Raw genomic sequence first — 24803 nt, 5'->3', positions numbered from 1 at the left:
CCGCAGGCCCCGCGTCAGGCGCCGAGCAGGGCCCAGACGCCGACCGCGATGCACAGCAGGGCCACGATGAGCACCGGAACCGCGACCTTCGGGGGCGGCCCGGGTCTGCGGTCCGCGACGGCGGGCTGCGGCGCCGCGGGGGAGCCCGGGGGAGGCGTCGCCGGGGCCTGGGCGGCGCCCGGCGGCCGGCCGGTGAGCGGGGGCTGGCCGTTGGTGTACGGACGGGTCGCTGCGGCCTCCGGGGGGCCGGCGGTGGTCGGCTCGTAGCGGGGGATCGGGGCGGGGGTCCGCGGCGGGGTGCTCGGCGGGGCCGGGATGTTCCGGGCCGGCGGCGGTCCCGGCGGCATCGGCGCCGGGTTCGGCGGGGTGCTCGGCGGCGGCGGGATCTGCGGCTCCGGCGGTGCGAGCTGGAAACTCCCGGTGTCCGACAGGGAGCCGGGCCCGGGCGTGGCCGGCTCTGCGGTCCCGGAGTCTCCGGGGGGCCCGGCGTCCCCGGCGGCAGCCGCTGCCGTGCCGCCGGTCGTGCCCGCGCCGCCGGCGGTGCGCAGCGGCCCGTCCGGGCCGAATCCGGCGGGCAGCGGCCCGATGTGGTCGAAGACCTCGACGACCTCGTCCTCGATCGTCGCCTCGGGCAGCAGCTCGGCCGCCGCCAGCAGCGCCTTCCGGGCCCCCGTCGCGGTCTTGAAGCGGGCGTCCGGGTCCGGGTGGACCAGTGAGGCCAGCACCTGCCACAGCGGTTCCGGTACCCCTTCGGGGGCGTTCGGTATTCCGCCGTGGTCCGCGAAGTGCCGGATCAGCGCCTCCGCGTCCGGCTTGACGCCGGTGAGCAGGGAGAGCGCGACCAGTCCGGCGGCGAACAGGTCGGCGGGGAAGTCCGGTTCGGCGCCCAGCATTTGCTCCGGCGCGAAGTAACCGGGCGTGCCCACCACGTAGTTGGTCTCGGTGAGCCGCGGCTCACCCTTGCGCATCGCGATGCCGAAGTCGGACAGCCGCAGGTGGGGGCGGCCGGTGCCGGTGGCCTCCAGCAGGAGGTTCGCCGGTTTGATGTCCCGGTGCACCACGCCCTCGGCGTGTACGGCGGTCAGTCCGGCCAGCAGCTGGTCCATCAGCATGCAGACCATCCGCGGCGGCAACGGGCCGTAGTCGCCGGACAGATGGGCCAACGAGCCGCCGTGCACCAGATCCATGGTGAACAGCACCTTGTCGTCGTCCGCGGCCCAGCTCGCCGGGGCCAGCACATGCGGGTGATCGATCCGCAGCGCCTGTTCGCGGACGAAGCGCAACAGCGTGTGCGCATCACTCTGCTGGAGCACTTTCGCCGCCACGTAGCGGCGCCGCCGGTGGTCCCAGGCGCGCCAGACCGCGCCCACTCCGCCCCGTCCGATCGGATCCACGAGCTCGTACCGACCGGCGAAGATCTCACCCATTGCGCCCCGTCCGCTCCTGGACCACGAATCCCCTGCGACCGACTCCCGGCTGGCCAACGCTCCCCGGCTAACTCTGGTGCGCCTCGTAATGGGCGACCGCGTCCGCGGTGCGGCCGGCACCGTAGACCCTGAGGAACTCTGCCAGTTCGGGGTGCGTGGGGGCGAGCGTGGTCGCCGCCTCGATGATGTCCCCGGCGTCGGAGACCGACCGCAGCAGCGACTGGATCTCCCGCACCACCCGGCGCACGGTGGTGGCTCCCGTCGAGGACGTGGTCTGCGCGGTGTTGTTCAGCACCGAGCCGCCCGCCGTCTTCTTGATCTCCTCCATCCGGTCGGTGGCCTCGGCGGCGCTGACGCTGCCGTCCGCGACCTGCCCGGCCAGTTCCTGGAGCGCCTGGACCCGCTGTACCACGGCCGGGTTGCCTATCTTGGCGCGCTGCCCGCTCATCAGCTGGGACAGCATCGGCGCGGACAGTCCGAGCACCGAGGCCAGCCGGGCCTGGTTGAGCCCGAGGTCGTCGATCAGCCGGCGGAACAGCGCGCCCAGAGGTTCCCCGTACCAACTGCGCTGGAGCTCCCGGGCCCGCGCGGTGGCTTCCTGCTGTGCTGCGTCCATGCCGTCTCCCCTGTCTCCCCGATCGCGCTTCGCTGCCGCGAATCTCGCGAAGCATCCTACGGAGAGCTACGGTGCGCGGCGATACCCGGTCGGGAAAGGACTCCGACACCGGGTACCCTGTTGCGCGAAGGGGCCTTAGCTCAGTTGGTAGAGCGCTGTCTTTGCATGGCAGATGTCAGGGGTTCGACTCCCCTAGGCTCCACCGAACAGCCCCCTCCGACCTGCGGGTACGCGGTCGGAGGGGGCTTTTTTGTGCGGCCTGTGCCGCGGTCCGGGGCGGTGCCGGCGGACCGGGCGGCCGGCACCGGGTGCCGGCGGGCGAGCGGCAGGACGGCGAGCGCGAGCGGCGGGGTGACGAGGAACACCGGCCGCCGGCCGCCGAGTTCGATCATCCCGCCGCCCGGTACGGGCCCGGCGGCGGCGCCGAGGCCGCTCGGTGCGGTCCGGGCCCCGATGGCGCGGGTGCGCCGGGCAGGGTCCGGGTCGAGGGCGATCAGCAGCGCGAGCGAGGCGGGACCAGCCCGGCGCGCCGACCCGCTGCCGGCGGCCGGGCGCCGGGCCGAGACGTCCTGAGCTGCCGTACGCCACGGGCCGCGCCCCCATGAGGAGCGCGGCCCGTGGTGGTGCGGATCAGGCGGTGGTGTCGCCGCCCCGTTCGCCGTCGTCGGCCTCGGCCTGCTTGGCCTGGACATCGGGGTCGAGCGGGGCGCCCTCGCTGCCGTCGACGGCGCTCAGATGGCCGCGCTCGCCGACCTCGGTGGGGGCCGGCGGCTCGACCAGCCAGTCCGGGTTGGCCTGCTTGTCCCACCACTTCCAGGCGGCGACCGCGCCGGCCACCACGATCCCCAGCAGCGCCAGCCGCTTGGCCGCCTTGCCGCAGGCGGCCCGGCGGTGCTGCTTCTTATGGAGCTTCTCGATCTCCGCGGCGGTCACCTGGCCGCGGAGTGCGGCGAGCGCCGCGGTGCCGCGGGCGAGCGCCTCCTCGCGCACCGGCTCGGCCGCCGCGCGGGCGCTGTCCACGGCGTTCTCCAGCCGCGGGGCGGCGTAGTCGGCGGCCTGGCGGGCGGCCTTGCGGGTGCGGCAGGCGGCCCGGGTCGCCACCGCGTCCACCTTGGGCGGCAGCGCGCCGCGGGCGTGCTCGATACGCGGGTACAGATGGGCGTCGTACTGGGAACGGGCCTGGTGTGCCGCCTCGGCCACCTTGGGGGCCACTCGCGTGCGGGTCTCGTGGGCGTAGTGGACAGCGGCGTCCCTGGCCGTACCGGCATATGGAGCCACCACCTCCGCTGCGTGCCGCACGCTGTCCTTGGCGGTGCCGGTCGCGGCGCGCACGCTGTCCTTGCGGGTCACGGGGATCCTCCTCCTCGGTGGTGTGTCCGGGGTGCGGGGGCTGCTCCCCCGCCTCTGCTGTGTCGCCTGTCCACCCGATTGACGAGCATGCCCGCTCGGGCGTCCTCCGGCATGTGTGAGCGGGCATCCGGGTCATTGGGGACCTTCCGGAGCCTTGTGACGACAATGCCACGCTGCGTCGCATCATGCGCGAGAAATGCGTACGAACACCGTCATGAGGTGGCGGCCGGGCGCGCGGCGGGCGCTTCGTGCGAGGATCAGGGACCGTCAGTGAAGACTATGGAAGGTAGATCGTGGCTGAGCAGCTCTACGCCACCCTGAAGACGAACCAGGGCGACATCGAGATTCGGCTCCTGCCGAACCATGCCCCCAAGACGGTCAAGAACTTCGTCGAGCTCGCCAACGGCGAGCGGGAGTGGACCCACCCGGCGACCGGCAAGAAGTCCACCGACCGGCTCTACGACGGCACCGTCTTCCACCGGGTCATCAGCGGCTTCATGCTCCAGGGCGGTGACCCGCTGGGCAACGGCACCGGCGGCCCCGGTTACGAGTTCGCCGACGAGTTCCACCCCGACCTGGCGTTCAACAAGCCGTACCTGCTGGCCATGGCCAACGCCGGTCCGGGCACCAACGGCTCGCAGTTCTTCATCACCGTCGCGCCGACCGCGTGGCTGACCGGCAAGCACACCATCTTCGGCGAGGTCACCAACGACGCCAGCAAGAAGGTCGTGGACGCGATCGCCAACACCCAGACCAACCCGCGCACCGACCGTCCGGTGAACGACGTCGTCATCGAGTCGGTGGTCATCGAGACCCGCTGAGGCGCGTCTTGTGCCCCGGCGAGGTCCGGGGGAACCATTACGCCCCGCCCGGTCGTACACCGGGCGGGGCGGGTGTGTTCACGCGCTCAGGCGAGAAAGAGGACGAGGGACGATGGACCAGGTGCCAGGCAGCCCACAGGAGCCGCAGGACGCGCAGGGCCGCGCGGGCCTGTCCGGCTGCTACCGCCATCCGGACCGGATGACCGGCATCCGCTGCACCCGCTGTGACCGGCCGATCTGCCCGGAGTGCATGGTCAGCGCCTCGGTCGGCTTCCAGTGCCCGGACTGCGTACGCAACGGCGGCGGCACCGGCCAGGCGCCGGGTGCCAGTGCGCCGCGCACGATAGCGGGCAGCGCGGTCACCGCCGACCCGCGGCTGATCACCAAGATCCTCCTGGGCATCAACGCCGCCGTGTTCGTCGCGGTCCTGGCGGCCGGCAGCGGCCTGGTCGACCGGCTGGACATGCTCGGACTCGCCGTCGACCCGAGCCACTACCAACTCGTCGGCGTCGCCCACGGCGAGTGGTACCGCCTGCTGACCGCGATCTTCCTGCACCAGCAGATCCCGCACATCGCCTTCAACATGCTCTCGCTGTGGTGGCTGGGTCCGCCCCTGGAGGCGGCCCTCGGCAGGCTCCGCTTCAGCGCGCTCTATCTGCTCGCCGGGCTCGGCGGCAGCGCCGTGACGTATCTCCTCGCCGCGCAGAACCAGCCCTCGCTGGGCGCGTCCGGCGCGATCTTCGGGCTGCTGGGCGCGACGGCGGTGCTGATGCGCCGGCTGCGCTACGACATGAAGCCGGTGCTGATCCTGCTCGGCCTCAACCTGGCCTTCACGTTCCTGTGGCCGAACATCGCCTGGCAGGCACATGTCGGCGGGCTGGTCGTGGGCGCCGCGGTGGCGTTCGGGATGGTGCACGCGCCGCGCGACCGCCGGACGCTGGTGCAGGCCGGGACCTGTGTGCTGGCGCTGCTCGCGATCGTCGCGGTGGTGTGGGTACGGACCCTTCAGCTGGTGGGCTGAGGGCCGTACCCACACCACCGCACCGCGTTGTCCACAGTGCGTGGCGGATCTTGTGCATGCTGTGCGGAAGATCCTTCCCGACCCGCCGATCTGCGTTTCCCCAGGAAGGACAGGGGGAGACGCGGTCCGCGAGCGGCTACCGCCGGTCACACCGGCGTCAACCTCCCGAAGGTTATCCACAGATCTTCTGAAGTTTTCCCCGGCTGTGGATAACTGTGTGGATGGCCTTGGGCAGGGCTTGCGCTACTTCCACTGCGTGGAGATGCCGAAGCCCACCGCGATGAAGCCGAAACCGCAGACGATGTTCCAGTTGCCCATCGCCTTGATCGGCAGATCGCCCTCGGACACATAGAACAGCACGATCCACGCCAGGCCGATCAGGAACATCGCCAGCATCAGCGGTGCGACCCAGCCGCGGCCTGAGTTCATCTTCAGGGCGGTGGTCTTCGCCGGCGGCGGCGTGAAGTCGTCCTTCTTGCGGATCCGTGACTTCGGCACGAGGAACTCTCCTGTCGATGTGCTGCTCCCCCGCTCTCCACGGCGAGCGGCGGTGCCCCATCCGTGCGGGGGCGGTACGGAACGGGAGCCAGGGTACGGACACGGTGGGAACGGATTTCCTTCCCGGGCGTCCGTTAGCGTAGTGCTTCCGCGGCGTCGTAAGGAGTAAGGGTACGTTGAGCAATTCCGCTGACTCCCCCGGGCGTCCGCCCCGCCCGCGGCTGCGACCCGTCCGGCTCCTCACCCTCGTCGTCTTCGCACTCGCCGGGCTGCTGTTCTGGCTCAGCTTCGACACCGCCCACGGCACCAATCTCCGCTCCGACGACTCGATGCTGCGGCTCTCCGACCTCATCCAGGAACGCAGCCACAAGAACGGGGCCCAGGACGGCCGCAACGCCGCCCTGCGCGCGCAGGTCGACGCGCTGGCCCGGCGCGAGACCAGCAGTGCCTCCACGACCGAGCAGACCAGGCTCAAGGGGCTGGAGAAGAGCGCCGGCCTGGATCCGCTGACCGGTCCGGGCCTGACGGTCACGCTCATGGACGCCCCGCCGAACGCCACCGCCAAGATCCCGGGCATCCCCGAGCCGCAGCCCAACGACCTGGTCATCCACCAACAGGACCTCCAGGCCGTGGTGAACGCCCTGTGGCACGGCGGCGCCAAGGGCATCAAGGTCATGGACCAGCGGCTGATCTCCACCAGCGCGGTCCGCTGCGTCGGCAACACCCTGATCCTCCAGGGCCGCGTCTACTCCCCGCCGTACAAGATCACCGCCGTCGGCGACCGCGATGCGCTCAACCGGGCGCTGACCGCGTCCCCCGCCATCCAGAACTACCTCCAGTACGTCAACGCCTACGGCCTCGGCTGGAAAGTCGACCAGCACGAGGCGGTGACTCTTCCCGGCTACTCCGGCACAGTGGATCTCCACTACGCACAGCCTGTGAAGCCGTAGCCCGCACCCGCGGGGCGGCGGGGAGGGGCGGTCCGGATGACGGTGCGGTGGATCGTACGGACGGTCAGCGAAGTCTGTGTCACCGTCGGCACGCTGATCGTCCTCTTCGTCGTCTACCTCCTCTTCTGGACCGGCGTACGCGCCGACAGCGCGATGGACGGCGAGATCGGCAGACTCCAGGACCAGTGGTCGGCGGGCCCGGTCACCGCCCCCGCCGGCAGGCCCACGGCCCCGCCCACCGCCCGGCCCCGCCCCTACGACCCCGGCAGGTCCTTCGCCGTCATGTACATCCCGCGGCTCGGGTCGGACTGGGCCAAGCCCGTCCTCCAGGGCACCGGCACCGACGTCCTCCAGCGCGGCCTCGGCCACTACGACCGCACCGCCCGGCTCGGCGAGACCGGCAACTTCGCCGTCGCCGGCCACCGTCGCACCTACGGCGACCCCTTCAAGGACTTCCCCGAACTCCGCCCCGGAGACGCCGTCGTCCTCACCGACGGCACGACCTGGTTCACCTACCGCATCGACAACCGGCCCTACACGACGCTGCCCGACGACATCGGCGTCATCGACCCCGTACCGCAGAAGTCCGGCTACCGGGGGCCCGGACGCTATCTGACCCTGACAACCTGCGAGCCGGAGTGGGGCCACAGCCACCGGCTGATCGCCTGGGCCCACCTGGATTCCACCCAACCCGTCGAGCAGGGAAGGCCGTCGGCTTTGCCCCGCTGACCCACCCGCCGACAGCCTCTCCCCTTACTCTGGTGTCGCAATCGACATCGTCAACGGCATCGGCAAGGGGACAGCGACAGCATGTACGGCTGGATCTGGCGGCATCTGCCGGGCAACACGTGGGTGAAGGCGCTGATTTCCCTGGTGCTCGTGCTGGCGGTCGTCTTCGTGCTCTTCCAGTGGGTCTTTCCGTGGGCGGAGCCGCTGCTCCCCTTCAATGACGTCACTGTCGACCAAGGGATGGCAGCCACCCGATGACCGCACGCATTCTCGTCGTCGACAACTACGACAGCTTCGTCTTCAACCTCGTCCAGTACCTCTACCAGCTCGGCGCCGAATGCGAGGTGCTGCGCAACGACGAGGTCGCCCCGCGCCACGCCCAGGACGGCTTCGACGGCGTCCTGCTCTCCCCCGGGCCGGGCACGCCCGAACAGGCCGGGGTCTGCGTCGACATGGTCCGGCACTGCGCGGACACCGGCGTCCCGGTGTTCGGCGTGTGCCTGGGCCTGCAGTCGATGGCCGTCGCCTACGGCGGTGTGGTGGACCGGGCGCCCGAGCTGCTGCACGGCAAGACCTCGCCCGTCCTGCACGAGGGCGCCGGCGTCTTCGCCGGACTGCCGTCGCCGTTCACCGCCACCCGCTACCACTCCCTGGCCGTCGAGCCGGACACCGTCCCCGACGCGCTGGCGGTCACCGCCTGGACGGAGGCCGAGGACGCCCCCGGCGGCCGGATCATCATGGGCCTGCGGCACCGCGAACTCCCGGTGGAGGGCGTGCAGTTCCATCCCGAGTCGGTGCTGACGGAGTGGGGACACAAGATGCTCGCCAACTGGCTGGTGGAGTGCGGCGACGAGGGAGCGGTGGGGCGTTCGGCGGGGCTGGCGCCGGTGGTCGGCAAGGCCGGCGCGTGACCGCCCTGCGCCCCGAGCGTGACGGCAGATCCTACGACCCGTACGAGCCGGAGCGGCGGGACACGGCGCAGGATCCGTACGGGCCGGGAGACCCCGACGGGCACTCCGACGCGTTCGAGGCGGCGGTACGGCAGCTCAGCGACCCGCTGAACGACCCCCTGCCGGGCCGCCCGGCGCCGCCGCCGGTCCCGTACGAACGGGAGGGGCGGGCGGCCCGGACCGACGAGCAGGGGCCGGGCTCCCCCTGGTTCCGGCCGCACCACGAGCCGCCCTCCCAGAACCGGCCGCCGGCTCAGAACCGGCCGCCGCCCCAGCCCCTGCCGCGGCCGGCCGCTCGGCACCGGAAACCCACGTCCGATGTCACCCCACCTCCCCGGCCCACCCCGCCCGCCCCGCGTCGTCCGAAGTCCTACGGCCCCGAGCGCGACGACTACGGGCAGGTCAACGGCGGCCTGGGCGGCGGCAGTTACGCCGCGCGGACCGAGCCGATACCTCCGCCGTTCACGGTCGCCGAGGCCCTGACGGCGCCGCTCCCCACGATCCCGCCGCTGGTCCCGAAACCCGCCGAACCCGGCGTTCCCGGACCGCAGCCGGACGAGGAGACCATGGCCCTGCGCCAGGCGGAAGGCGACCGGGACGCCGTTTCACGTGAAACCGGCACCGCTACCGTCGTTTCACGTGAAACCGGGTCCGCCCCGGCGCCGGGAGGCCGCGCGGCCCGCCGCAAGGCAGCTCAGCAGGCCGCCCGGCGGGGTGGCCGCCACGGCCGCCACGGAGCCGGAGCAGCCGCGGCCACCACTGCCGCCACCGCGTCGCCCAAGGCCCCCATGACCCGGGTCGAGGCCCGCCGTGCCCAGCGCGCCGCCAAGGAAAGCCCCAGCCTGATCGCCAGCCGCGCACTGGGCGAGGTGTTCATCACCCTCGGCGTGCTGATGCTGCTGTTCGTCACGTACCAGCTGTGGTGGACGAACGTGCGGGCCGGTGAGGAGGCGGGCGGCGCCGCCAACACCCTCCAGCAGCAGTGGGACAAGGGCGGCGGCGAGAAGAAGAATCTCGCGGTCGGTGAACGCTTCGGAATCATGTACATCCCGAAGCTCGATGTGAAGGCCCCGATCGCCGAGGGCATCGACAAGACCACGGTGCTGGACCACGGCATGGTCGGCCACTACGACGCCAGCAGCGGGACCAAGACGGCGATGCCGTGGGACCCGAAGGGTAACTTCGCGGTCGCGGCCCATCGCAACACCCACGGTGAGCCGTTCCGGTACATCAACCGGCTCACCAAGGGCGACAAAATCGTCGTGGAGACGCAGAGCGCGTACTACACGTACGAGATGGAGAGCGTCCTCCCGCAGACGTCGCCCAGCAACACCAGTGTGATCAGTCCCGTACCGCCGGGTTCGGGATTCACCGGTCCGGGTCGCTATATCACCCTGACCACCTGCACCCCGGAATTCACCAGTACCTTTCGGTTGATCGTCTGGGGCAAGATGGTCGACGAGCGACCGCGGAGCAAGGGCAAACCGGAAGCGCTCGCCGGCTGAGCGGAACAAACGAAGGGTGCGACGCGGTGACTGCGAGCGGAATCGACGAGGACAGCGACCGGTCCGCGCGGTCACCGAGCCCGCGCCGGAGGTGGACGGTCTTCGCCTCCGTCGTCAGCGTCATCGGTGAGCTGCTGATCACGGCCGGCGTGATCCTGGGGCTGTTCGTCGCCTACTCGCTGTGGTGGACCAACGTTCTCGCCGACCGCGAGTCGCACAAGCAGAGCGACCAGGTCCGCAGGCACTGGGCGGCGGCGCCGCCCGCCGGCCCCAAGGGACCGGGGGAGCTGGACACCAAGGACGGCATCGGCTTCCTGCACGTACCGGCGATGAACAACGGCGAGGTGCTGGTCAAGAAGGGCACCGACACCGACGTCCTCAACGAAGGCGTCGCCGGCTACTACACCAAGCCGGTCAAGTCGGCACTGCCGCAGGACACCAAGGGCAACTTCGCCCTCGCCGCGCACCGCGACGGCCATGGCGCCAAGTTCCACAACATCGACAAGCTCAAGGACGGCGATCCGATCGTCTTCGAGACCAAGGACACCTGGTACGTCTACAAGGTCTTCGCGACGCTGCCGCAGACCTCGAAGTACAACGTGAACGTCCTCGACAAGGTCCCTGCGGAGTCCGGCAAGCACGCCGCGGGCCGCTACATCACCCTCACGACCTGCACCCCCGTCTACACCTCCGACTACCGCTACATCGTCTGGGGCGAACTGGAGCGCACCGAGAAGGTCGACGCGGACCGCACGCCCCCCAAGGAACTCCGCTAGCCCGCACACCAGGCACCGCCCGCACACGACGGAGCCCCGGACGCCCTCCACGGGCTGCCGGGGCTCCGTCGTACGACGCGGGGCGGGCCGCTAGTTGTTCTTGCCTCCGAAGGCCCCGCCGAAGAGCCCTCCGCCGTTGCCGTTGTCGCCCTGGCCGCCGCCGACGGTGGTCAGCGTCACGGTGGTCGACGCGGGGTCCCCGGGGGTCCCGCCCGCCGGGTCCTGCATCATGACGATGGCCTTGTCGTCCTGCGAACTGCCGCCGGCGAACTGGATGTTGTTGAAGCCGGCCTGCTGAAGCGCCTTCTTCGCGTCCTTCACCTTCTGGCGCATCACGTTCGGCACCGGCGTCTGCGCCGCCGCCTTGCCGACCGTCAGCGTGACCGTGGAGTTCGGCGCCGCCTGGCTGTTGCCGCTCGGGCTCTCCGAGATGACCTTGTTGACCTGCGAGGGGTCGGAGACTTCCTTGTCGGTCCGGCTGACCTGGAAGCCCAGGTCGGTCAGCTGCTTCGACGCCGTGTTGTAGTCCTGGTTCGTGACGTCCGGGACGGTCACCTTCGGGCTCGGCTGCGCGATGGTCAGCGTGATCTGGGTGTCCTTGGCCGCCTCGGTCTGGGGGTCGGGGCTCTGTTCCGTGACGGTGCCCGGCTTGGCGTCGGAGACCTTCTGCTCCTGCTTGACGTTGGTGAAGCCCTTGGCGGCCAGCATCTTCTCGGCCTTGTCGAAGGTGTAGCCCGTCACATCCGGGATGGCGACCTTCACCGCGCCCGAGCACATCGTGACGGTGACCGTGCCGTTCTTGTCGATGTTCGAGTCGGCCGCCGGGTCCTGCTCGGTGACCTGGCCCTTCTTGGCGTTGTCGCAGGCCTTGCTGCCGCCCTGGACGACCTTGAAGGAGCCGTTCTCACCGAATGCCTGGGCCTCCTTCAGTGTCTTGCCGACGAGGTTCGGCACCGGGACCTTGGAGCCCTTGTTGCCGTTGTTGAACATCGCCTTGCCGATGAAGATCGCACCGACCAGGACGAGGATGGCCGCCAGGACCAGCAGGATCGTCGAGACGTTGCTCTTCTTCTTCCCGCCGCCCCGGCGCCGGTCGCCGCGCTCGTCGTAGCCGTAGCCCCCGTCGTCGTCGCTTATCGGCGGCATCATCGACGTCTTCGGGCCGCTGCCCGGGTCCTGCGGGCGCAGCATCGTCGTCGGCTGGTCCTGGTCGTAGCCGACCGCGCCCAGTGCCGCGGTCGCCGCGACCGGCTGGCCGTCCAGCGCCGCCTCGATGTCGGCGCGCATCTCGTCGGCCGACTGGTAGCGGTAGTCCGGGTCCTTGACCAGCGCCTTGAGGACGATGGCGTCCATCTCGGGCGAGATCTCGGGGTCGAAGTTGCTGGGCTTCTGCGGCTCCTCCCGGACGTGCTGGTACGCCACCGCGACCGGCGAGTCACCGACGAACGGCGGGCGCACGGTCAGCAGCTCGTAGAGCAGGCAGCCGGTGGAGTACAGGTCAGAGCGGGCGTCGACCTGCTCGCCCTTGGCCTGCTCCGGCGAGAGGTACTGCGCGGTGCCGATCACCGCCGCGGTCTGCGTCATGGTCATCCCGGCGTCGCCCATGGCACGGGCGATACCGAAGTCCATGACCTTGACCTGGCCGGTGCGGGTCAGCATGACGTTGGCCGGCTTGATGTCGCGGTGCACGATGCCGGCCCGGTGCGAGTACTCCAGCGCCTGGAGGACACCGATCGTCATCTCCAGCGACCGCTCGGGCAGCAGCTTCCGCCCGGAGTGCAGCAGCTCACGCAGCGTCGACCCGTCGACGTACTCCATGACGATGTACGGGATCGAGACCCCGTCGACATAGTCCTCGCCGGTGTCGTAGACCGCGACGATCGACGGGTGGTTCAGCGAGGCGGCCGACTGGGCCTCACGGCGGAACCGGGCCTGGAAGGACGGGTCACGGGCGAGGTCCACCCGCAGTGTCTTCACCGCTACGGTGCGGCCGAGGCGGGTGTCATGCGCGAGATAGACCTCGGCCATGCCACCACGGCCGAGCACCGAGCCCAGCTCGTACCGGCCGCCGAGGCGACGCGGCTCTTCCATAAGCTTCTCCAGCCCTCTCCGTCAGTCCCGACCGCACCGGTGTGTGGTCCGGCGGTGTGCTGTCCGGGCATACCGTACCCGGCACGCCGTACCGGGCCGGGCCGGAGCCGCAACCTGATACGTGACCGGTATGGGCATGACCCGCGTCACTTCTCGCCTTCGATAACTGCCTGCATCACGTTCTTCGCGATCGGAGCGGCGAGCTGGCCACCGGCGATGTCGTCCCGGAGCGTGTCCGATCCCTCAATGACGACGGCGACCGCGACCGGGGTTCCCTTGGCGGTCTTCGCGTAGGAGATGAACCAGGCGTACGGGTTGTCCTTGTTGTTCTCGCCGTGCTGCGCGGTGCCCGTCTTCCCGCCGACGGTGACGCCGGGGATCTGCGCCTTGGTTCCCGTGCCCTCCTTGACCACGGTCTCCATCATGCTCTGGATCTTCTGGGCGTTCTCCGGCTTGAGCGGCCGGCTCATCTCCTGCGGCGTGTGCTGCTGGACGACGTTGAGGTTCGGCGCGACCAGCTGCTCGACCATGTACGGCTTCATCAGCTTGCCGCCGTTGGCGACCGCGGAGGCGACCATGGCCATCTGGAGCGGGGTGGCGCGGTTGGACGCCTGGCCGATGCCGGCCATCGCGTTCTGCGGCCGGTTGTCCTTGGGGAAGATGCTCTCGGCGGCGCGGACCGGAGTGTCGATCGTGTCGCTGTTGAAGCCGAACTTCTCCGCCTCGGCCTTCATCTTCTTGTTGCCGAGATCCGCGCTGATCTTGCCGAAGACGGTGTTGCAGGACCACTGGAGCGCCACCCGCATGCTGGCGTTCTCGCAGGGGATGTCGCCCTCGTTCTTCAGCTGGATGCCGGTGGTGTCGGGGAGCGTGTACGGCACCGGCGAGTCGGTCTTGGCGTCGACGTCGGTGTAGAGGCCGTTCTCCAGGGCCGCCGAGGCGGTGACGATCTTGAAGGTGGAGCCGGGCGGGTAGGTCTGGCGCAGCGCCCGGTTGAGCATCGGCTCGTCCGGGTCGTTCTTCTTCTGGAGCGCGTTGTACGCCGCGGCGTCCTTGTTGCTCATCCCCGCGAACGTGGACGGGTCGTACGACGGGGTGCTGGCCAGTGCCAGGATCGCGCCGCTCTCCGGGTTGAGCGCGACGACCGCGCCCTTGCTGTTGCCGAGACCGTCGAAGGCGGCCTTCTGGGCCTTGGCGTCCAGGGTCGTCACCACGTTGCCGCCCTTCTGCTTGCCGCCGGTGAACATGTCCACGGTGCGGCTGAAGAAGAGCCGGTCGTCGGTGCCGGTGAGGATGGCGTCGTTGAGCTTCTCCAACTGGTTGGAGTCGAACGCCTGCGAGGCGTAGCCGGTGACCGGCGCCCACATCTTGCCGTCTTTGTACGTGCGCTTGTACTTGAAGTCGCCGACGTCGGTGGTCGTCGAGCCGGTGATGGCCTTGCCGTCGACGATGATGTTGCCGCGCGGCGTGCTGTAGCGCTCGATGGCGACCCGGCGGTTGTGCGGGTCGTTCTTGAGCTGGTCGCTCTGCACGAACTGCACCCAGTTCACGCGGATCAGCAGGGCGAGGACGAGCAGGCCGCAGAAGATCGCGACCCGGCGCAGGGGCTTGTTCACGGGCGGACCACCTGGGTCATCTCGGCGTCGGTCGACGGGGCGGGAGTGGGAGCGGGACGGCGCGCGGTGTCGCTGATGCGGATCAGGATCCCCACCAGCGCCCAGTTCGCGATGACGGACGAGCCGCCCTGGGCCAGGAACGGCATGGTCATGCCCGTCAGCGGGATCAGGCCCGTCACACCACCGGCCACCACGAAGACCTGAAGGGCGAAGGCGCCGGTCAGACCGACGGCCAGCAACTTGCCGAACGGGTCGCGGGCGGCCAGCGCCGTACGGATACCGCGCTCGATCAGCAGACCGTACAGCAGCAGGAGGCCCATCAGCCCGGCCAGGCCGACCTCCTCGCCCACCGTGGCGAGGATGTAGTCGCTCTTCGGCGCGATCCCCTGGATCAGCCGGGAGTAGCCCTGCCCCAGACCGGAGCCCAGGAGGCCGCCGGACCCGAACGAGTACATCGCCTGTGCGGTCTCGGTCACACCGCCGTTGACCAGCTCCAGCGGGTTCAGCCAGTTGTGGACCCGGGTCTGTACGTGCGACTCGAAGGTGGCCACCGCGACCGCGCCGCCCGCGCTGAGCAGCAGACCGAACACGATCCAGCTGGTGCGCTCGGTGGCGACGTACAGCATCACCACGAACAGGCCGAAGAACAGCAGGGACGTACCGAGGTCCGTCTCGAGGACCAGGATCATCAGGCTCAGTGCCCAGATCACCAGGATCGGGCCGAGGTCCCGGCCGCGCGGCAGGTACAGCCCCAGGAAGCGGCGGCTGGCCAGCGCCAGCGCGTCCCGCTTCACCATCAGGTACCCGGCGAAGAAGATCGCGATGACGATCTTCGCGAACTCGCCGGGCTGCAACGACCCGAGCCCCGGAATCGTGATCCAGATCTTCGCGCCGTTCACACCGGGGAAGAACACCGGCGCGATCAGCAGCACCAGCGCTGTCACCATCGAGATGTAGGTGTAGCGCTGCAGGACGCGGTGGTCCTTGAGGAGGATCAGCATGCCGATGAAGAGCGCGACCCCGAGCGTCGACCACAGCAGCTGGTTCGGCGCCATCGCCTTGCCGAGCGAAGGCTCCTGGTCAAGACGCCAGATGAAGACCAGACCCATACCGTTGAGCAGCGTCGCCACGGGCAGCATCAACGGGTCCGCGTACGGCGCCCACTTGCGCACGATGAGATGCGTCACACCCGCCAGCAGCCCCAGACCCACCGCGTAACCCAGCGCACCGGCCGGCACCGAACCGTCCTTCGCCAGGCCCACGTTGACATAAGCGAACACCGGGATCAGCACCGCGAAGACCAGCAGCGCCAACTCGGTGTTGCGCCGGCTCGGCGCCGCGAAGGTGCCGATGGTGGTCGTGGTGGTGACGCTGCTCATGGAATCTACGGCCCCCTACGCCCTCACTGGGTGCTGCAATTCTTTTCCAGCTTCTGCTGCTCCTCGGAGGGCGTCTGGCTGGGCGGGGGGGTAGGGGTGGTGGTGGCGGGCGCCGAGAGCGTCCCGGCCAGGCCGCTGCCGGTGCCGGTCTTGCCCGTCTTGTCGCCGGCCGCGGGCTTGCCGCCGGGCTTGCCGGGCTGCGCTTCCTTGCCCTTGGCAGCCGCCGCCGCGCGCTCGGCGGCCTCCCGCTGCTCCTTGGACTGGCAGGCGCTGGCCTGCTTGCCGAGCTCGGTGACCTTCTCGCCGGCCTGGCTGCGGTTGTCGACCGCGATCGTCTCCTTGACCTGGTTCCGCTGGTAGACCGGCAGGTACTTGAGTTCGATCTCGGGGTGGTCCTCGTCGACGGAGTTCAGCTTGATCCAGGCCAGGTCCTGGCTGATGCCCCGGTAGAGCGCGACGTGGTCGTCCTTGGCGCCGACGAAGTACTGGGTCTGCGTCCACTGGTAGCCCGCGTACAGCCCGCCGCCGATCACGGCCAGCGCGAGCGCGGTGAACAGCGACGCCTTGAGCCACCGCCCGCGTCGCCGCGGCTTGAGGAAGTCCTCGTCGGCGTACGCGCCGAACGAACCCTGCGGCATCCCGCCGACCTCCGGGTCACCGCTTCCGGGCGGCCCGAAGGCACCCCCGGGGGCCGGCGGAGCGTCCCGGCGGCCCAGCTCGGCGGCGCGGGCGGCCGGCGTCTGGAGCGTGCTGGGGTCGTTGAGCTGGTGCTGGTTCTCGGCGACGGCGCCCACGATCACCGGGGTGTCGTTGAGCTGGCCGGCCATCGCCTCGTTGCCGTCCACGTCCAGGACGTCGGCGACGATGCAGGTGATGTTGTCCGGACCGCCACCGCGCAGGGCGAGCTGGATCAGCTCCTGGACGGTCTCGTGCGGCCCGTGATAGCTCGCCAGGGTCTCTTCGAGGGTCTGGTGGCTGACCACCCCGGACAGCCCGTCCGAGCAGATCAGATACCGGTCCCCGGCCCGCACCTCGCGGATCGACAGATCCGGCTCGACGTGGTCGCCGCTGCCCAGCGCCCGCATCAGCAGCGACCGCTGCGGGTGGGTGGTGGCCTCCTCCTCGGTGATGCGGCCCTCGTCGACCAGCCGCTGCACCCAGGTGTGGTCCTGGGTGATCTGCGTCAGCACCCCGTCGCGCAGCAGATACGCGCGCGAGTCGCCGACGTGGACGAGACCGAGCCGCTGACCCGTCCACAGCAGGGCGGTCAGCGTCGTCCCCATGCCCTCCAGCTGGGGGTCCTCCTCGACCATCACCCGCAGCTGCTCGTTGGCGCGCTGCACGGCGCTGCCCAGGGAGGTGAGGATGTCCGAGCCCGGGACGTCGTCGTCGAGCTGGACGAGGGTGGAGATCACCTCGGACGAGGCGACCTCACCGGCGGCCTGGCCGCCCATGCCGTCGGCGATGGCGAGCAGACGGGGCCCGGCATAACCGGAGTCTTCGTTCCCCTCGCGGATCATGCCCTTGTGCGATCCGGCGGCGAAGCGCAGCGACAGACTCATGCGCACCTCACCCGTCGGCTCGGGGTACAGCCGGTCTCCTCGAGCCACACTGCCCACCCTCCGGTCGGGAGCACGCCCGGGTCCGCCGAGTGGACCGTCACGGCTCGCTCGCTCCGCTCGCTCATTGTCGTACTACTTCCGCAGCTCGATGACGGTCTTGCCGATGCGGATCGGGGCTCCCAGCGGAATCGGTGTCGCGGTCGTCAGTCGGGTCCGGTCAAGATACGTGCCGTTGGTGGAACCCAGATCCTCGACGATCCACTGGCCGTCACGGTCCGGGTAGATCCTGGCATGCCTGCTGGACGCGTAGTCGTCGTCCAGCACGATCGTGGAGTCGTGCGCCCGCCCCAGGGAGATCGTCTGCCCCTGGAGGGCGACGGTCGTACCCGCCAACGTGCCCTCGGAGACCACCAGTTTGGTGGGGGCACCGCGCCGCTGGCGGTTGCCGCCGCGACCGCCTTCCTGGCGTCGCTGCTGCTGCGGCGGCGCGGACTGGCGCCGGGTACGCGGTTCCCCCCCACGGCGGGCGGCACCGCGCTGGGTGACGCGCGTACCGAACAGGTCGCTGCGGATGACCTGGACGGCCACGATGACGAACAGCCACAGTACGGCGAGGAAACCCAACCGCATGACCGTCAGGGTCAGCTCTGACATTGGCCCCGCTTCACCCTTCGGCTTGCCGGTAAACGATGGTGGTACTGCCCACGACGATCCGCGAGCCGTCGCGGAGATTAGCGCGGGTGGTGTGCTGCCCGTCCACCACGATGCCGTTGGTGGAACCCAGATCCTGGATCGTGGGGGGCGTTCCGACCCGGATCTCGCAGTGCCGCCGGGAGACGCCCGGGTCGTCGATCCGCACGTCGGCGTCGGTGCTGCGGCCCAGCACCAGGGTCGGGCGCGAGATCTGGTGGCGGGTGCCGTTGATCTCGATCCAGCGCCGGGTCTGCGCGTAGGGCTGCGGCCCGGCACCGGGCGCCGCCGTACGGGATGCGGGCGCCGCGCCGCCGGGGGGCGGGGACGTGGGCATGGGGGGCGGACCCACATGACCGCCGCGGGGCGCCGCGGTGCGGGCGGCTGCCGCGGCCTGGCCCGGGTGGTCCTGGGACGTGCTGGAGGCGAGCGTGCGGCTACGGACGCGGTAGAGGCCGGTGTCGAGGTCGTCGGCCTTCTCCAGATGGACCTTGATCGGGCCCATGAAGGTGTACCGCTGCTGCTTGGCGTAGTCGCGGACCATGCCGGAGAGCTCGTCGCCGAGCTGCCCGCTGTAGGGGCTCAGCCGCTCGTGGTCCGGGGTGCTCAGCTCGACGATGAAGTCGTTGGGGACGACCGTGCGGTCGCGGTTCCAGATGGTGGCGTTGTTGTCGCACTCGCGCTGCAGTGCGCCGGCGATCTCAACGGGCTGCACCTCGGACTTGAACACCTTGGCGAAGGTGCCGTTGACGAGACCTTCGAGTCGCTGCTCGAAGCGCTTCAGTACTCCCACGGGGCACCTCCTTCCTCAGTCTTCCTCAGGGTCGTCCTGATACTGCTTACTGATCGTATCCACGCGCCGGGAAATCGGCTGGTTCCCCTTTCCCGCCTGGAGGACGAGTGTCGCCCACCACAGGGTTGCCCGGTGCCCGTCGCCCTCCCTGCCGGCCTCCTCGTCTCGTGTGCACTGCGATCGTAGATGTGCCCCGTTAACAGTGTCCCGCAACCGCCGACCCCTCCGAGGGGGCGGGGGCCGAGTCCGGCCAGCGCCGGGGGTCCTCCCGGCGAACGTACGGGAACGCCGCGGAGTGCCGCCCGGGCCCCGCGGGCCGGGGACCGGGGGAAAGGCGTGTGAAGGCACCCCCGACTGCGTGCTAGTGTTCTGCATGTCGGAAGGCGCTCGCACAAGACCCGGACGGAACAACCCGGATCGCGTGAGAGAATAAACCGACAGCACCCATGCGCGGGTGGCGGAATAGGCAGACGCGCTGGATTCAGGTTCCAGTGCCCGAAAGGGCGTGGGGGTTCAACTCCCCCCTCGCGCACAGATAAGACCCCCGGTCTCCGGAGAAATCCGGAGACCGGGGGTCTTTCGTCATGCCCATGGCCCGCCCCACAGGTCGTGACGGGGCGACTTGAGTCTTACGTCACATTCGCGCCCCTGCCCGGCTGTTCACGGATTCCGGCGGCGCTTCGGTGGCCGCGGTCACCGAAGCGCCGAACGCGCGGCAGACCTGGCTGATGGCGGCGGCGCCGGGCGCCGGGGAGGCCGCCGCCGCGCTGTTCGTGGCGGTGTTCAACGGGGCCATCGCGCTGGGCGCGCTGGTCGGCGGGTGGGCCGCGGACGGCCGGGGGACCGTCGGGGCGCCGGTGCCGGGCGGCGCGCTCGCGGCCGGGGCGCCGGCGACGGTGGCCCTGGGGAGGGCGCCGGGCCGGGAGGGCTGAACCGGGCGCGGACCCGGGGGTGTTGGGGCACGGGCCGGTCGGGCTCGTGGCCGCGGCCCCCGGGGCGGGCGCGCGGTGTCCGGACGGGTGCGCGGTGTCCGGCCGTCTCAGGCGGCGAGGCGCTCGACGAGGGCCTTGGCCCTGGCCGCCGCCTCCTCGTGGGCCCTGTCGCGGGAGGTCTCGTACAGCGGGACGAGCTCGGCCATCGCCGGGTTGGCGGGCGCCATGGTCAGCTCGGGCACGATGAAGTCGACCTCCAGGCCGAACGCGCCGTTCAGCACCGCCTCCAGGTAGTTCTGGACGTACTCGAAGGGCTCGCGCGGGGTGCCCGGCGCGTACGAGCCGCCGCGGCTGGCGACGACGGTGACCGGCTTGCCCTTGAGGGACGAGTTCTCACCGGCCGTACGTCCCATGATGATCGCCTGGTCGAGCCATGCCTTGAGGGTGGACGGGATCGTGAAGTTGTACATGGGCGCGCCTATGACGATCGCGTCGGCCCGCTCCAGCTCCTCGGCGAGCCGGGTGCGCAGCGCGAAGGCGGCCTGCTGCTCGGGAGTGTGCGTGGCGGGGTCGGCGAAGCCGGCGGAGGCGCCGACGCCGTCGAGGTGCGGCACCGGGTCGGCGCCCAGGTCGCGGTGGATGACGGTGCCGTCGGGGTGCTGCTCCTCCCAGGTCTTGCGGAAGGCCGAGGTCACCGAGCGGGAGGCGGAGCCGCCCTCGGGGAAGACGGAGGAGTCGATGAGCAGAAGCGTGGCCATGGGGACCCGTCCTTCGGTAGGCGGCCGGTCGGTGCCCGGTCGCTAGTTGAAATCCGTACGTCACTATTCATAACACAGGGGCTTACTTTTTTTTAGCAGCCAACCGGAGGGCGGTACCCTGGGCTTATGGCGGACCACGGCGAGGCGACGTGCAGGAAGGTCGACGGCGGCATGACGCGCGTCTTCGAACTCTTCGGGAAGCGCTGGACGGGCCTCATCGTGGCGACGCTCATGCCCGGACCCGTGCACTTCGCGGACCTGCGCCGGGCCATCCCCGGCATCAGCGAGCGGATGCTGTCCGACCGCCTGATGGAGCTGGCGGCGACCGGCCTGGTCGTCCGCGAGGTCGACGCCGGGCCCCCGCTGCGGGTCTCCTACCGGCTCACCGAGGCCGGCCGCGCGATGGAGCCCGCCCTCCAGGAACTGGGGCGCTGGGCGGAGACCTATCTGGCCGACGGCGGGCAGTGCCCGGAGCGGTTCCGCAAGTAGCGCCTCGGCTCCCCGGGGCGCGCCGGTTCAGCCGAGCCGCTCCTGGGCGGCGTTGTAGCGCACCAGATAGGACGCGAAGCGGTCGAGATCGGCCTCGTCCCAGTCGGCGAGCCGCTCGTGGAACGCCTGGCGGCGACTGGCGGTGACATTGGCCAGTACCTGGGCGCCTTTCGCTGTGGGGTGCAGTACCTGGACACGGTGGTCGTCCGGGTCCACGCGTCGCTCGACGAACCCGAGCTTCTCCAGGGCGGCGATCTGCCGGCTGACCGTCGACTTGTCCAGGAGGTAGTGCGCCGCGAGGTCGGTGGCACGGCATCCGTGCTGGTCGTCGAGGTGCGCCAGCAGTGTGTAGGAGACCAGGGACAGCTCGGGGTGCATCCGCGCGGCGGTCGCGCGGGCGCGCCGGGCGAAGGCGGTCATCTCCTGCTGGATGGTCTCGACGGAGTCGTCGCGGTGGGTCACGGGGTTGCCTTTCGCCGAAGTAGTTGTATAGTACAACGTGGATTGAGAGTTGTAATAGCCAACTGTGTGGGTTGCGTGTACCGCCTACTGACCGCACACGCCCCGACCCCCGGAGCCGCCGGCCGGCGACAACTCCCCCGACGACCAGACGAACAGCGGAGAGGGCTTGCCCATGAGCGCGGTCCGGCGCACCGACCACCGAAACGACCACCGAAGCGAACGGCGCGGCGCCCAACCGGGCGAGCTGCGGCACATACTGACCCACCTGATCACCCCGCTCCTGATGTGCATCGGGATGGGCCTGGCCTACCTGGGCGCCTTCGCCAACCCCTCGCCGCACCACCTGCCCGTCGCGGTCGTCGGATCCGGCACCCACGCCCAGGTGCTCGCCCAGACCATCAACGACACGGCACACGGCGACCTGGAGGCCCGCACCGTGCCCGACCGCGCCGCCGCCGTCGAGCAGTTGAAGCACCAGGACATCTTCGGCGCGTACGTGATGGGCGGCACCGGCCCCGGCGCCGCCGGCGGAACCGCGGCCTCCCCGGGCGCCGCCGCCAGGCCCGCCCCCGAACTTCTCGTCGCGACCGCCGGCTCCGACACCAGCGCCTCCGTCGTGCAGAAGATCTTCACCCCGCTCGCCACCCGGCAGGGTGCCCCCCTGAAGGTCACCGACGTGGCGCCGACGGCCAAGGACGACCCCACAGGACAGGGCATCTTCTTCCTGCTCGTCGCCATCAGCATCGGCTCGTACGCCTCCGTCGCGGTCATCGGCGGCGCCGGAGCCGCCCTCCCGATGCGGCTACGGGCAATGCTGGCCATCGGCACGTCCTTCGTGGTCGGCATCATCGGGACGCTGTTCGCCGGCCCCGTCTTCCACCTCGTCGACCACGGAAAGTGGGGGCTGTGGGGCATGGCCTGGCTGTACTCCGCGGGCATCCTGCTGATCGGCACCGGCCTGCACACCTTCCTCAAGCGCTGGACGACGCTCGGAGTCATGGCGCTGTTCGTGATGCTCAACTTCACCTCGTCCGGCGGGATCTTCCGGCCCGAGATGCAGAACGGATTCTTCGCCGCCCTCCACTCCTTCTGGAACGGCGCCGGCTTCGTGGAAGGCACCCGCAGCCACATCTACTTCGACGGCTACGGCCTCGCCGGCCACGTCTGGACACTGGTCGGCTGGCTGCTCGCCGGCCTGCTCATGGTCGGCGTCGCCGCACTCACCGAACAGCGGCGGCGCGCGGCCCAAGCGGACGCCGTGGCCAGCGCGACGGCAGTGGCGGCAGCCGCGATCGCCGCAACGGCGCCGGAGCGGGCACCGCGGCGGCCGGCGGCGCGACTGCCGGAACGGGCGGACGCCGAAGAGGAGATGGAGGAGGCGGTGGGGGTGTAGGCCCGGGGCGTGTGAGCCGCGGGTGTGGCCGGGAGAGTGGGGGCGTGGGCAGGGTCGGCTCTCCATCAGGTGCATCAACCGGGCTCTCAACGCGAGGTCTCAGCCCGACTCTCCGTCCGACCTTTCAACCTAACCTCTCACCCTGACCCCACAACTCCACCTTCCGCTCCGCCGTCGACTCCGTCCCTCAACTCCGTATCTCCAACCGGTCATTCGGGTCGTTCGGGTTATTCCGGTCGTTCCGGCTGTTCCGGTTGTTCTGTCGTTTCCGGTCCTGCGGAGAGTTATCCACAGGCCCTGCAGCCCTCGCGTGAGTCTCGGTAACGTCGTGATCGGCGCACCGGAAAAGCCGGTGAGCCGGACGGATGTGGGGGCGCCGGTGTGCCGGGCGTGCCGGGACGCCGTGTGCAGGCAGCGTCGTGAAGGGGGAGGTGGCCCGCAGTGTCGCGTGTGCCATACGTACCGGGGTTCGCCAGGGCGGACGAGGAAACACCATCGGCCAAGGCCAGGGGCCGGGCGCTACGGGAACGGCTGCCGCGCGCCGAACAGGCCGCACTGCGCATCGCGCCCGACCGACCCGACGCCGTGGCGGAGGTCGAGAAGTCCAACGCGGGGCGGCTGCCCGAACTGACACCCATCCGCGTCGGACGGATGGCCGCCAGTCCCTTCGCCTTCCTCCGCGGCTCGGCCGGACTCATGGCGCACGACCTGGCGGCAAGCCCCGTCACCGGCATAGGGGCCCAGCTGTGCGGCGATGCGCACGCCGCCAACTTCGGCCTCTACGGCGACGCCCTCGGCGGCCTCGTCATCGACCTCAACGACTTCGACGAGACCGTGTACGGGCCGTGGGAATGGGACGCGAAGCGCCTCGCGACCTCGATAGTGCTGGCCGGCCGGGAGGCGGGCGCCGGCGAGGACGACTGCCACACCGCGGCACGGGACGCGGCCGGCGCGTACCGCCGCACGATACGGCTGCTCGCGAAGCTCCCGGTGACGGACGCGTGGAACGCGATCGTCGACGAGGAACTGGTGTCGCACACGGACGCCCGGGATCTCCTCGGGACCTTGGAGCGGGTCGCCGCCAAGGCGCGCAAGAACACCAGCGCGCGGTTCGCGGCGAAGTCGACGGAGCAAGGGCCGGACGGCGGCCGTCGCTTCGTGGACGCGCCGCCGGTACTGCGGCGGGTGCCGGACGCCGAGGCGGCGACGGTCGCCACCGCGCTCGCCGGCTATCTGGAGACGCTTCCGGAGGATCGCCACCCGCTGCTCGCCAGGTACGCGGTGCACGACGTGGCCTTCCGGGTGGTCGGCACGGGAAGTGTCGGACTGCGGTCGTACGTCGTGCTGCTGCTCGACCACCGAGGCGAGCCACTGGTGCTCCAGGTGAAGGAGGCACGCCCTTCGGTGCTGGCACCGTTCGTGGCGAAGGCGGGCTTCCCGGTCCCGCCGGTCGCACACGAGGGACGCCGGGTGGTGCTAGGGCAGCGACGGATGCAGGTGGTGAGCGACGTGCTGCTGGGGTGGGCGACGATGCCGGACGGCGAAGGGGGAGGGGGAGGGGACGGTCCGGGCACAGCCTCGGATGGGAGCGGCGACGGTGTTGGGCCGGGTTCCGGGGATACGGGCTTGCCGGACGGCCGGGGACCGGGACGGCCGTTCCAGGTACGGCAGTTCAGGAACCGTAAGGGGAGCGTGGATCCGGCCCGGCTCTCGGCGGCGCAACTGGACGACTACGCCCGGATGACCGGCGCGCTGCTGGCCCGCGCCCATGCCCACAGCGCCGATCCGCGGGTGCTGGCCGGGTACTGCGGCAAGGGGGAGGAGTTGGAAGAGGCGATAGCGCGCTTCGCGGTCGCGTACGCGGACCGGACGGAAGCGGACCATGCGGTACTGGTCGCGGCGGTGCGGAGCGGACGCATCGCGGCGGAGAGCGGCGTCTGAGGGGCGGACGGGGACCGGGGCGCGGACGGGAGAGCGGGGCAGGGGGCACGGGGC

General features: G+C 70.5%; 24 protein-coding genes and 2 tRNA genes. 14 read left to right on the top strand and 12 right to left on the bottom strand.

Translation table 11 applies throughout. The features are described from left to right. Positions 1–14: 14 nt before the first annotated feature. Positions 15–1427: a serine/threonine-protein kinase gene (locus RZ84_RS18340; protein WP_043265209.1), complete on the bottom strand. Its 1413-nt coding sequence runs from the start codon at positions 1425–1427 to the stop codon at positions 15–17. A 67-nt stretch (positions 1428–1494) separates the two neighbouring features. Then, positions 1495–2043: a helix-turn-helix domain-containing protein gene (locus tag RZ84_RS18335; protein WP_043265208.1), complete on the bottom strand. Its 549-nt coding sequence runs from the start codon at positions 2041–2043 to the stop codon at positions 1495–1497. Positions 2044–2172: 129 nt separating this feature from the next. Here RZ84_RS18335 and RZ84_RS18330 point away from each other — a divergent pair. Then, positions 2173–2245 (top strand) — tRNA-Ala (locus RZ84_RS18330). A 428-nt stretch (positions 2246–2673) separates the two neighbouring features. Here the strand turns inward: RZ84_RS18330 and RZ84_RS18325 are convergent. After that, on the bottom strand, positions 2674–3393 hold the full coding sequence (locus RZ84_RS18325) for a DUF5324 family protein (RefSeq protein ID WP_043265207.1): 720 nt from the start codon (positions 3391–3393) through the stop codon (positions 2674–2676). A gap of 293 nt (positions 3394–3686) precedes the next feature. On the opposite strand from RZ84_RS18325, the gene RZ84_RS18320 reads away from it, so the two are divergent. Together RZ84_RS18320 and RZ84_RS18315 are read left to right on the top strand one after the other, a co-directional pair. Further along, entirely contained in the window at positions 3687–4214 is a 528-nt protein-coding gene (locus RZ84_RS18320; RefSeq protein WP_043265206.1) for a peptidylprolyl isomerase, read from the top strand. A 112-nt stretch (positions 4215–4326) separates the two neighbouring features. Beyond that, positions 4327–5235: a rhomboid family intramembrane serine protease gene (locus tag RZ84_RS18315; protein ID WP_043265205.1), complete on the top strand. Its 909-nt coding sequence runs from the start codon at positions 4327–4329 to the stop codon at positions 5233–5235. Positions 5236–5478: 243 nt separating this feature from the next. Here RZ84_RS18315 and crgA read toward each other — a convergent pair whose 3' ends face one another. After that, the gene (gene crgA, locus RZ84_RS18310; protein WP_043265204.1) at positions 5479–5733 is read right to left on the bottom strand and encodes a cell division protein CrgA; all 255 of its coding nucleotides are present in this window, start codon (positions 5731–5733) and stop codon (positions 5479–5481) included. A gap of 176 nt (positions 5734–5909) precedes the next feature. On the opposite strand from crgA, the gene RZ84_RS18305 reads away from it, so the two are divergent. The 6 genes from RZ84_RS18305 (at position 5910) to RZ84_RS18280 (ending at position 10643) form a co-directional block, all read left to right on the top strand. Beyond that, on the top strand, positions 5910–6683 hold the full coding sequence (locus tag RZ84_RS18305) for a DUF881 domain-containing protein (RefSeq protein WP_043265203.1): 774 nt from the start codon (positions 5910–5912) through the stop codon (positions 6681–6683). A 36-nt stretch (positions 6684–6719) separates the two neighbouring features. Next, positions 6720–7412, top strand: coding sequence for a class E sortase (locus RZ84_RS18300; RefSeq protein ID WP_043265202.1), 693 nt, complete (start codon positions 6720–6722; stop codon positions 7410–7412). 81 nt (positions 7413–7493) lie between these two features. Then, a complete protein-coding gene (locus RZ84_RS39820) occupies positions 7494–7670 on the top strand; it encodes a hypothetical protein (RefSeq protein WP_043265201.1) in 177 nt (58 codons plus the stop codon). After that, the gene (locus tag RZ84_RS18290; RefSeq protein WP_043265200.1) at positions 7667–8323 is read left to right on the top strand and encodes an aminodeoxychorismate/anthranilate synthase component II; all 657 of its coding nucleotides are present in this window, start codon (positions 7667–7669) and stop codon (positions 8321–8323) included. Before RZ84_RS39820 ends, RZ84_RS18290 begins: the two co-directional genes overlap by 4 nt. Continuing rightward, entirely contained in the window at positions 8320–9867 is a 1548-nt protein-coding gene (locus RZ84_RS18285) for a class E sortase (RefSeq protein WP_043265199.1), read from the top strand. Before RZ84_RS18290 ends, RZ84_RS18285 begins: the two co-directional genes overlap by 4 nt. 26 nt (positions 9868–9893) lie before the next feature. Further along, entirely contained in the window at positions 9894–10643 is a 750-nt protein-coding gene (locus tag RZ84_RS18280; protein ID WP_043265198.1) for a class E sortase, read from the top strand. A 90-nt stretch (positions 10644–10733) separates the two neighbouring features. Here RZ84_RS18280 and pknB read toward each other — a convergent pair whose 3' ends face one another. The 6 genes from pknB to RZ84_RS18250 all read right to left on the bottom strand — a co-directional run bounded on the left by pknB (position 10734) and on the right by RZ84_RS18250 (position 18774). Next, positions 10734–12734, bottom strand: coding sequence for a Stk1 family PASTA domain-containing Ser/Thr kinase (gene pknB / locus RZ84_RS18275; RefSeq protein WP_043265197.1), 2001 nt, complete (start codon positions 12732–12734; stop codon positions 10734–10736). A 146-nt stretch (positions 12735–12880) separates the two neighbouring features. Then, a complete protein-coding gene (locus tag RZ84_RS18270) occupies positions 12881–14350 on the bottom strand; it encodes a peptidoglycan D,D-transpeptidase FtsI family protein (protein ID WP_043265196.1) in 1470 nt (489 codons plus the stop codon). Continuing rightward, complete coding sequence (locus tag RZ84_RS18265) at positions 14347–15729, bottom strand: FtsW/RodA/SpoVE family cell cycle protein (protein ID WP_043265195.1); 1383 nt, start codon at positions 15727–15729, stop codon at positions 14347–14349. The genes RZ84_RS18270 and RZ84_RS18265 overlap by 4 nt, the downstream gene beginning before the upstream one ends. Positions 15730–15752: 23 nt before the next feature. After that, positions 15753–17291 carry a Stp1/IreP family PP2C-type Ser/Thr phosphatase gene (locus tag RZ84_RS18260; RefSeq protein WP_043270219.1) on the bottom strand — a complete coding sequence of 513 codons (1539 nt, stop codon included), beginning with the start codon at positions 17289–17291 and terminating at the stop codon, positions 15753–15755. Between the two features lie 132 nt (positions 17292–17423). Next, positions 17424–17945: an FHA domain-containing protein FhaB/FipA gene (locus tag RZ84_RS18255; protein ID WP_043265194.1), complete on the bottom strand. Its 522-nt coding sequence runs from the start codon at positions 17943–17945 to the stop codon at positions 17424–17426. 10 nt (positions 17946–17955) lie between these two features. After that, positions 17956–18774, bottom strand: a complete 819-nt coding sequence (locus tag RZ84_RS18250; protein WP_043265193.1) for an FhaA domain-containing protein — start codon at positions 18772–18774, stop codon at positions 17956–17958. A gap of 448 nt (positions 18775–19222) precedes the next feature. Between RZ84_RS18250 and RZ84_RS18245 the strand changes: the two genes are divergently transcribed. After that, positions 19223–19306: transfer RNA gene (locus RZ84_RS18245), tRNA-Leu, on the top strand. A 151-nt stretch (positions 19307–19457) separates the two neighbouring features. Next, positions 19458–19706 (top strand): hypothetical protein, encoded by a 249-nt coding sequence (locus RZ84_RS18240; protein ID WP_043265192.1) that lies wholly within the window; start codon positions 19458–19460, stop codon positions 19704–19706. A 107-nt stretch (positions 19707–19813) separates the two neighbouring features. On the opposite strand, the gene RZ84_RS18235 is transcribed toward RZ84_RS18240, so the two are convergent. After that, positions 19814–20464 carry an FMN-dependent NADH-azoreductase gene (locus RZ84_RS18235; protein WP_043265191.1) on the bottom strand — a complete coding sequence of 217 codons (651 nt, stop codon included), beginning with the start codon at positions 20462–20464 and terminating at the stop codon, positions 19814–19816. Between the two features lie 126 nt (positions 20465–20590). Here RZ84_RS18235 and RZ84_RS18230 point away from each other — a divergent pair, with 126 nt between their 5' ends. Next, complete coding sequence (locus RZ84_RS18230; protein WP_043265190.1) at positions 20591–20953, top strand: winged helix-turn-helix transcriptional regulator; 363 nt, start codon at positions 20591–20593, stop codon at positions 20951–20953. A 27-nt stretch (positions 20954–20980) separates the two neighbouring features. Here the strand turns inward: RZ84_RS18230 and RZ84_RS18225 are convergent, their stop codons facing one another. Continuing rightward, positions 20981–21415 (bottom strand): MarR family winged helix-turn-helix transcriptional regulator, encoded by a 435-nt coding sequence (locus tag RZ84_RS18225; protein WP_043265189.1) that lies wholly within the window; start codon positions 21413–21415, stop codon positions 20981–20983. Positions 21416–21587: 172 nt separating this feature from the next. Here RZ84_RS18225 and RZ84_RS18220 point away from each other — a divergent pair, with 172 nt between their 5' ends. Together RZ84_RS18220 and RZ84_RS18215 are read left to right on the top strand one after the other, a co-directional pair. Then, positions 21588–22808, top strand: a complete 1221-nt coding sequence (locus RZ84_RS18220; protein WP_052230008.1) for a YhgE/Pip domain-containing protein — start codon at positions 21588–21590, stop codon at positions 22806–22808. Between the two features lie 441 nt (positions 22809–23249). Then, positions 23250–24749, top strand: a complete 1500-nt coding sequence (locus RZ84_RS18215; protein WP_043265188.1) for a DUF2252 domain-containing protein — start codon at positions 23250–23252, stop codon at positions 24747–24749. Positions 24750–24803 lie beyond the last annotated feature (54 nt).

The sequence above is a fragment of the Streptomyces sp. CT34 genome (genome assembly GCF_000805335.1).
Lineage (GTDB): Bacteria > Actinomycetota > Actinomycetes > Streptomycetales > Streptomycetaceae > Streptomyces.
The sequence above is the reverse complement of the archived record's forward strand: the minus strand, read 5'-3'. Positions and strand labels throughout refer to the sequence as shown.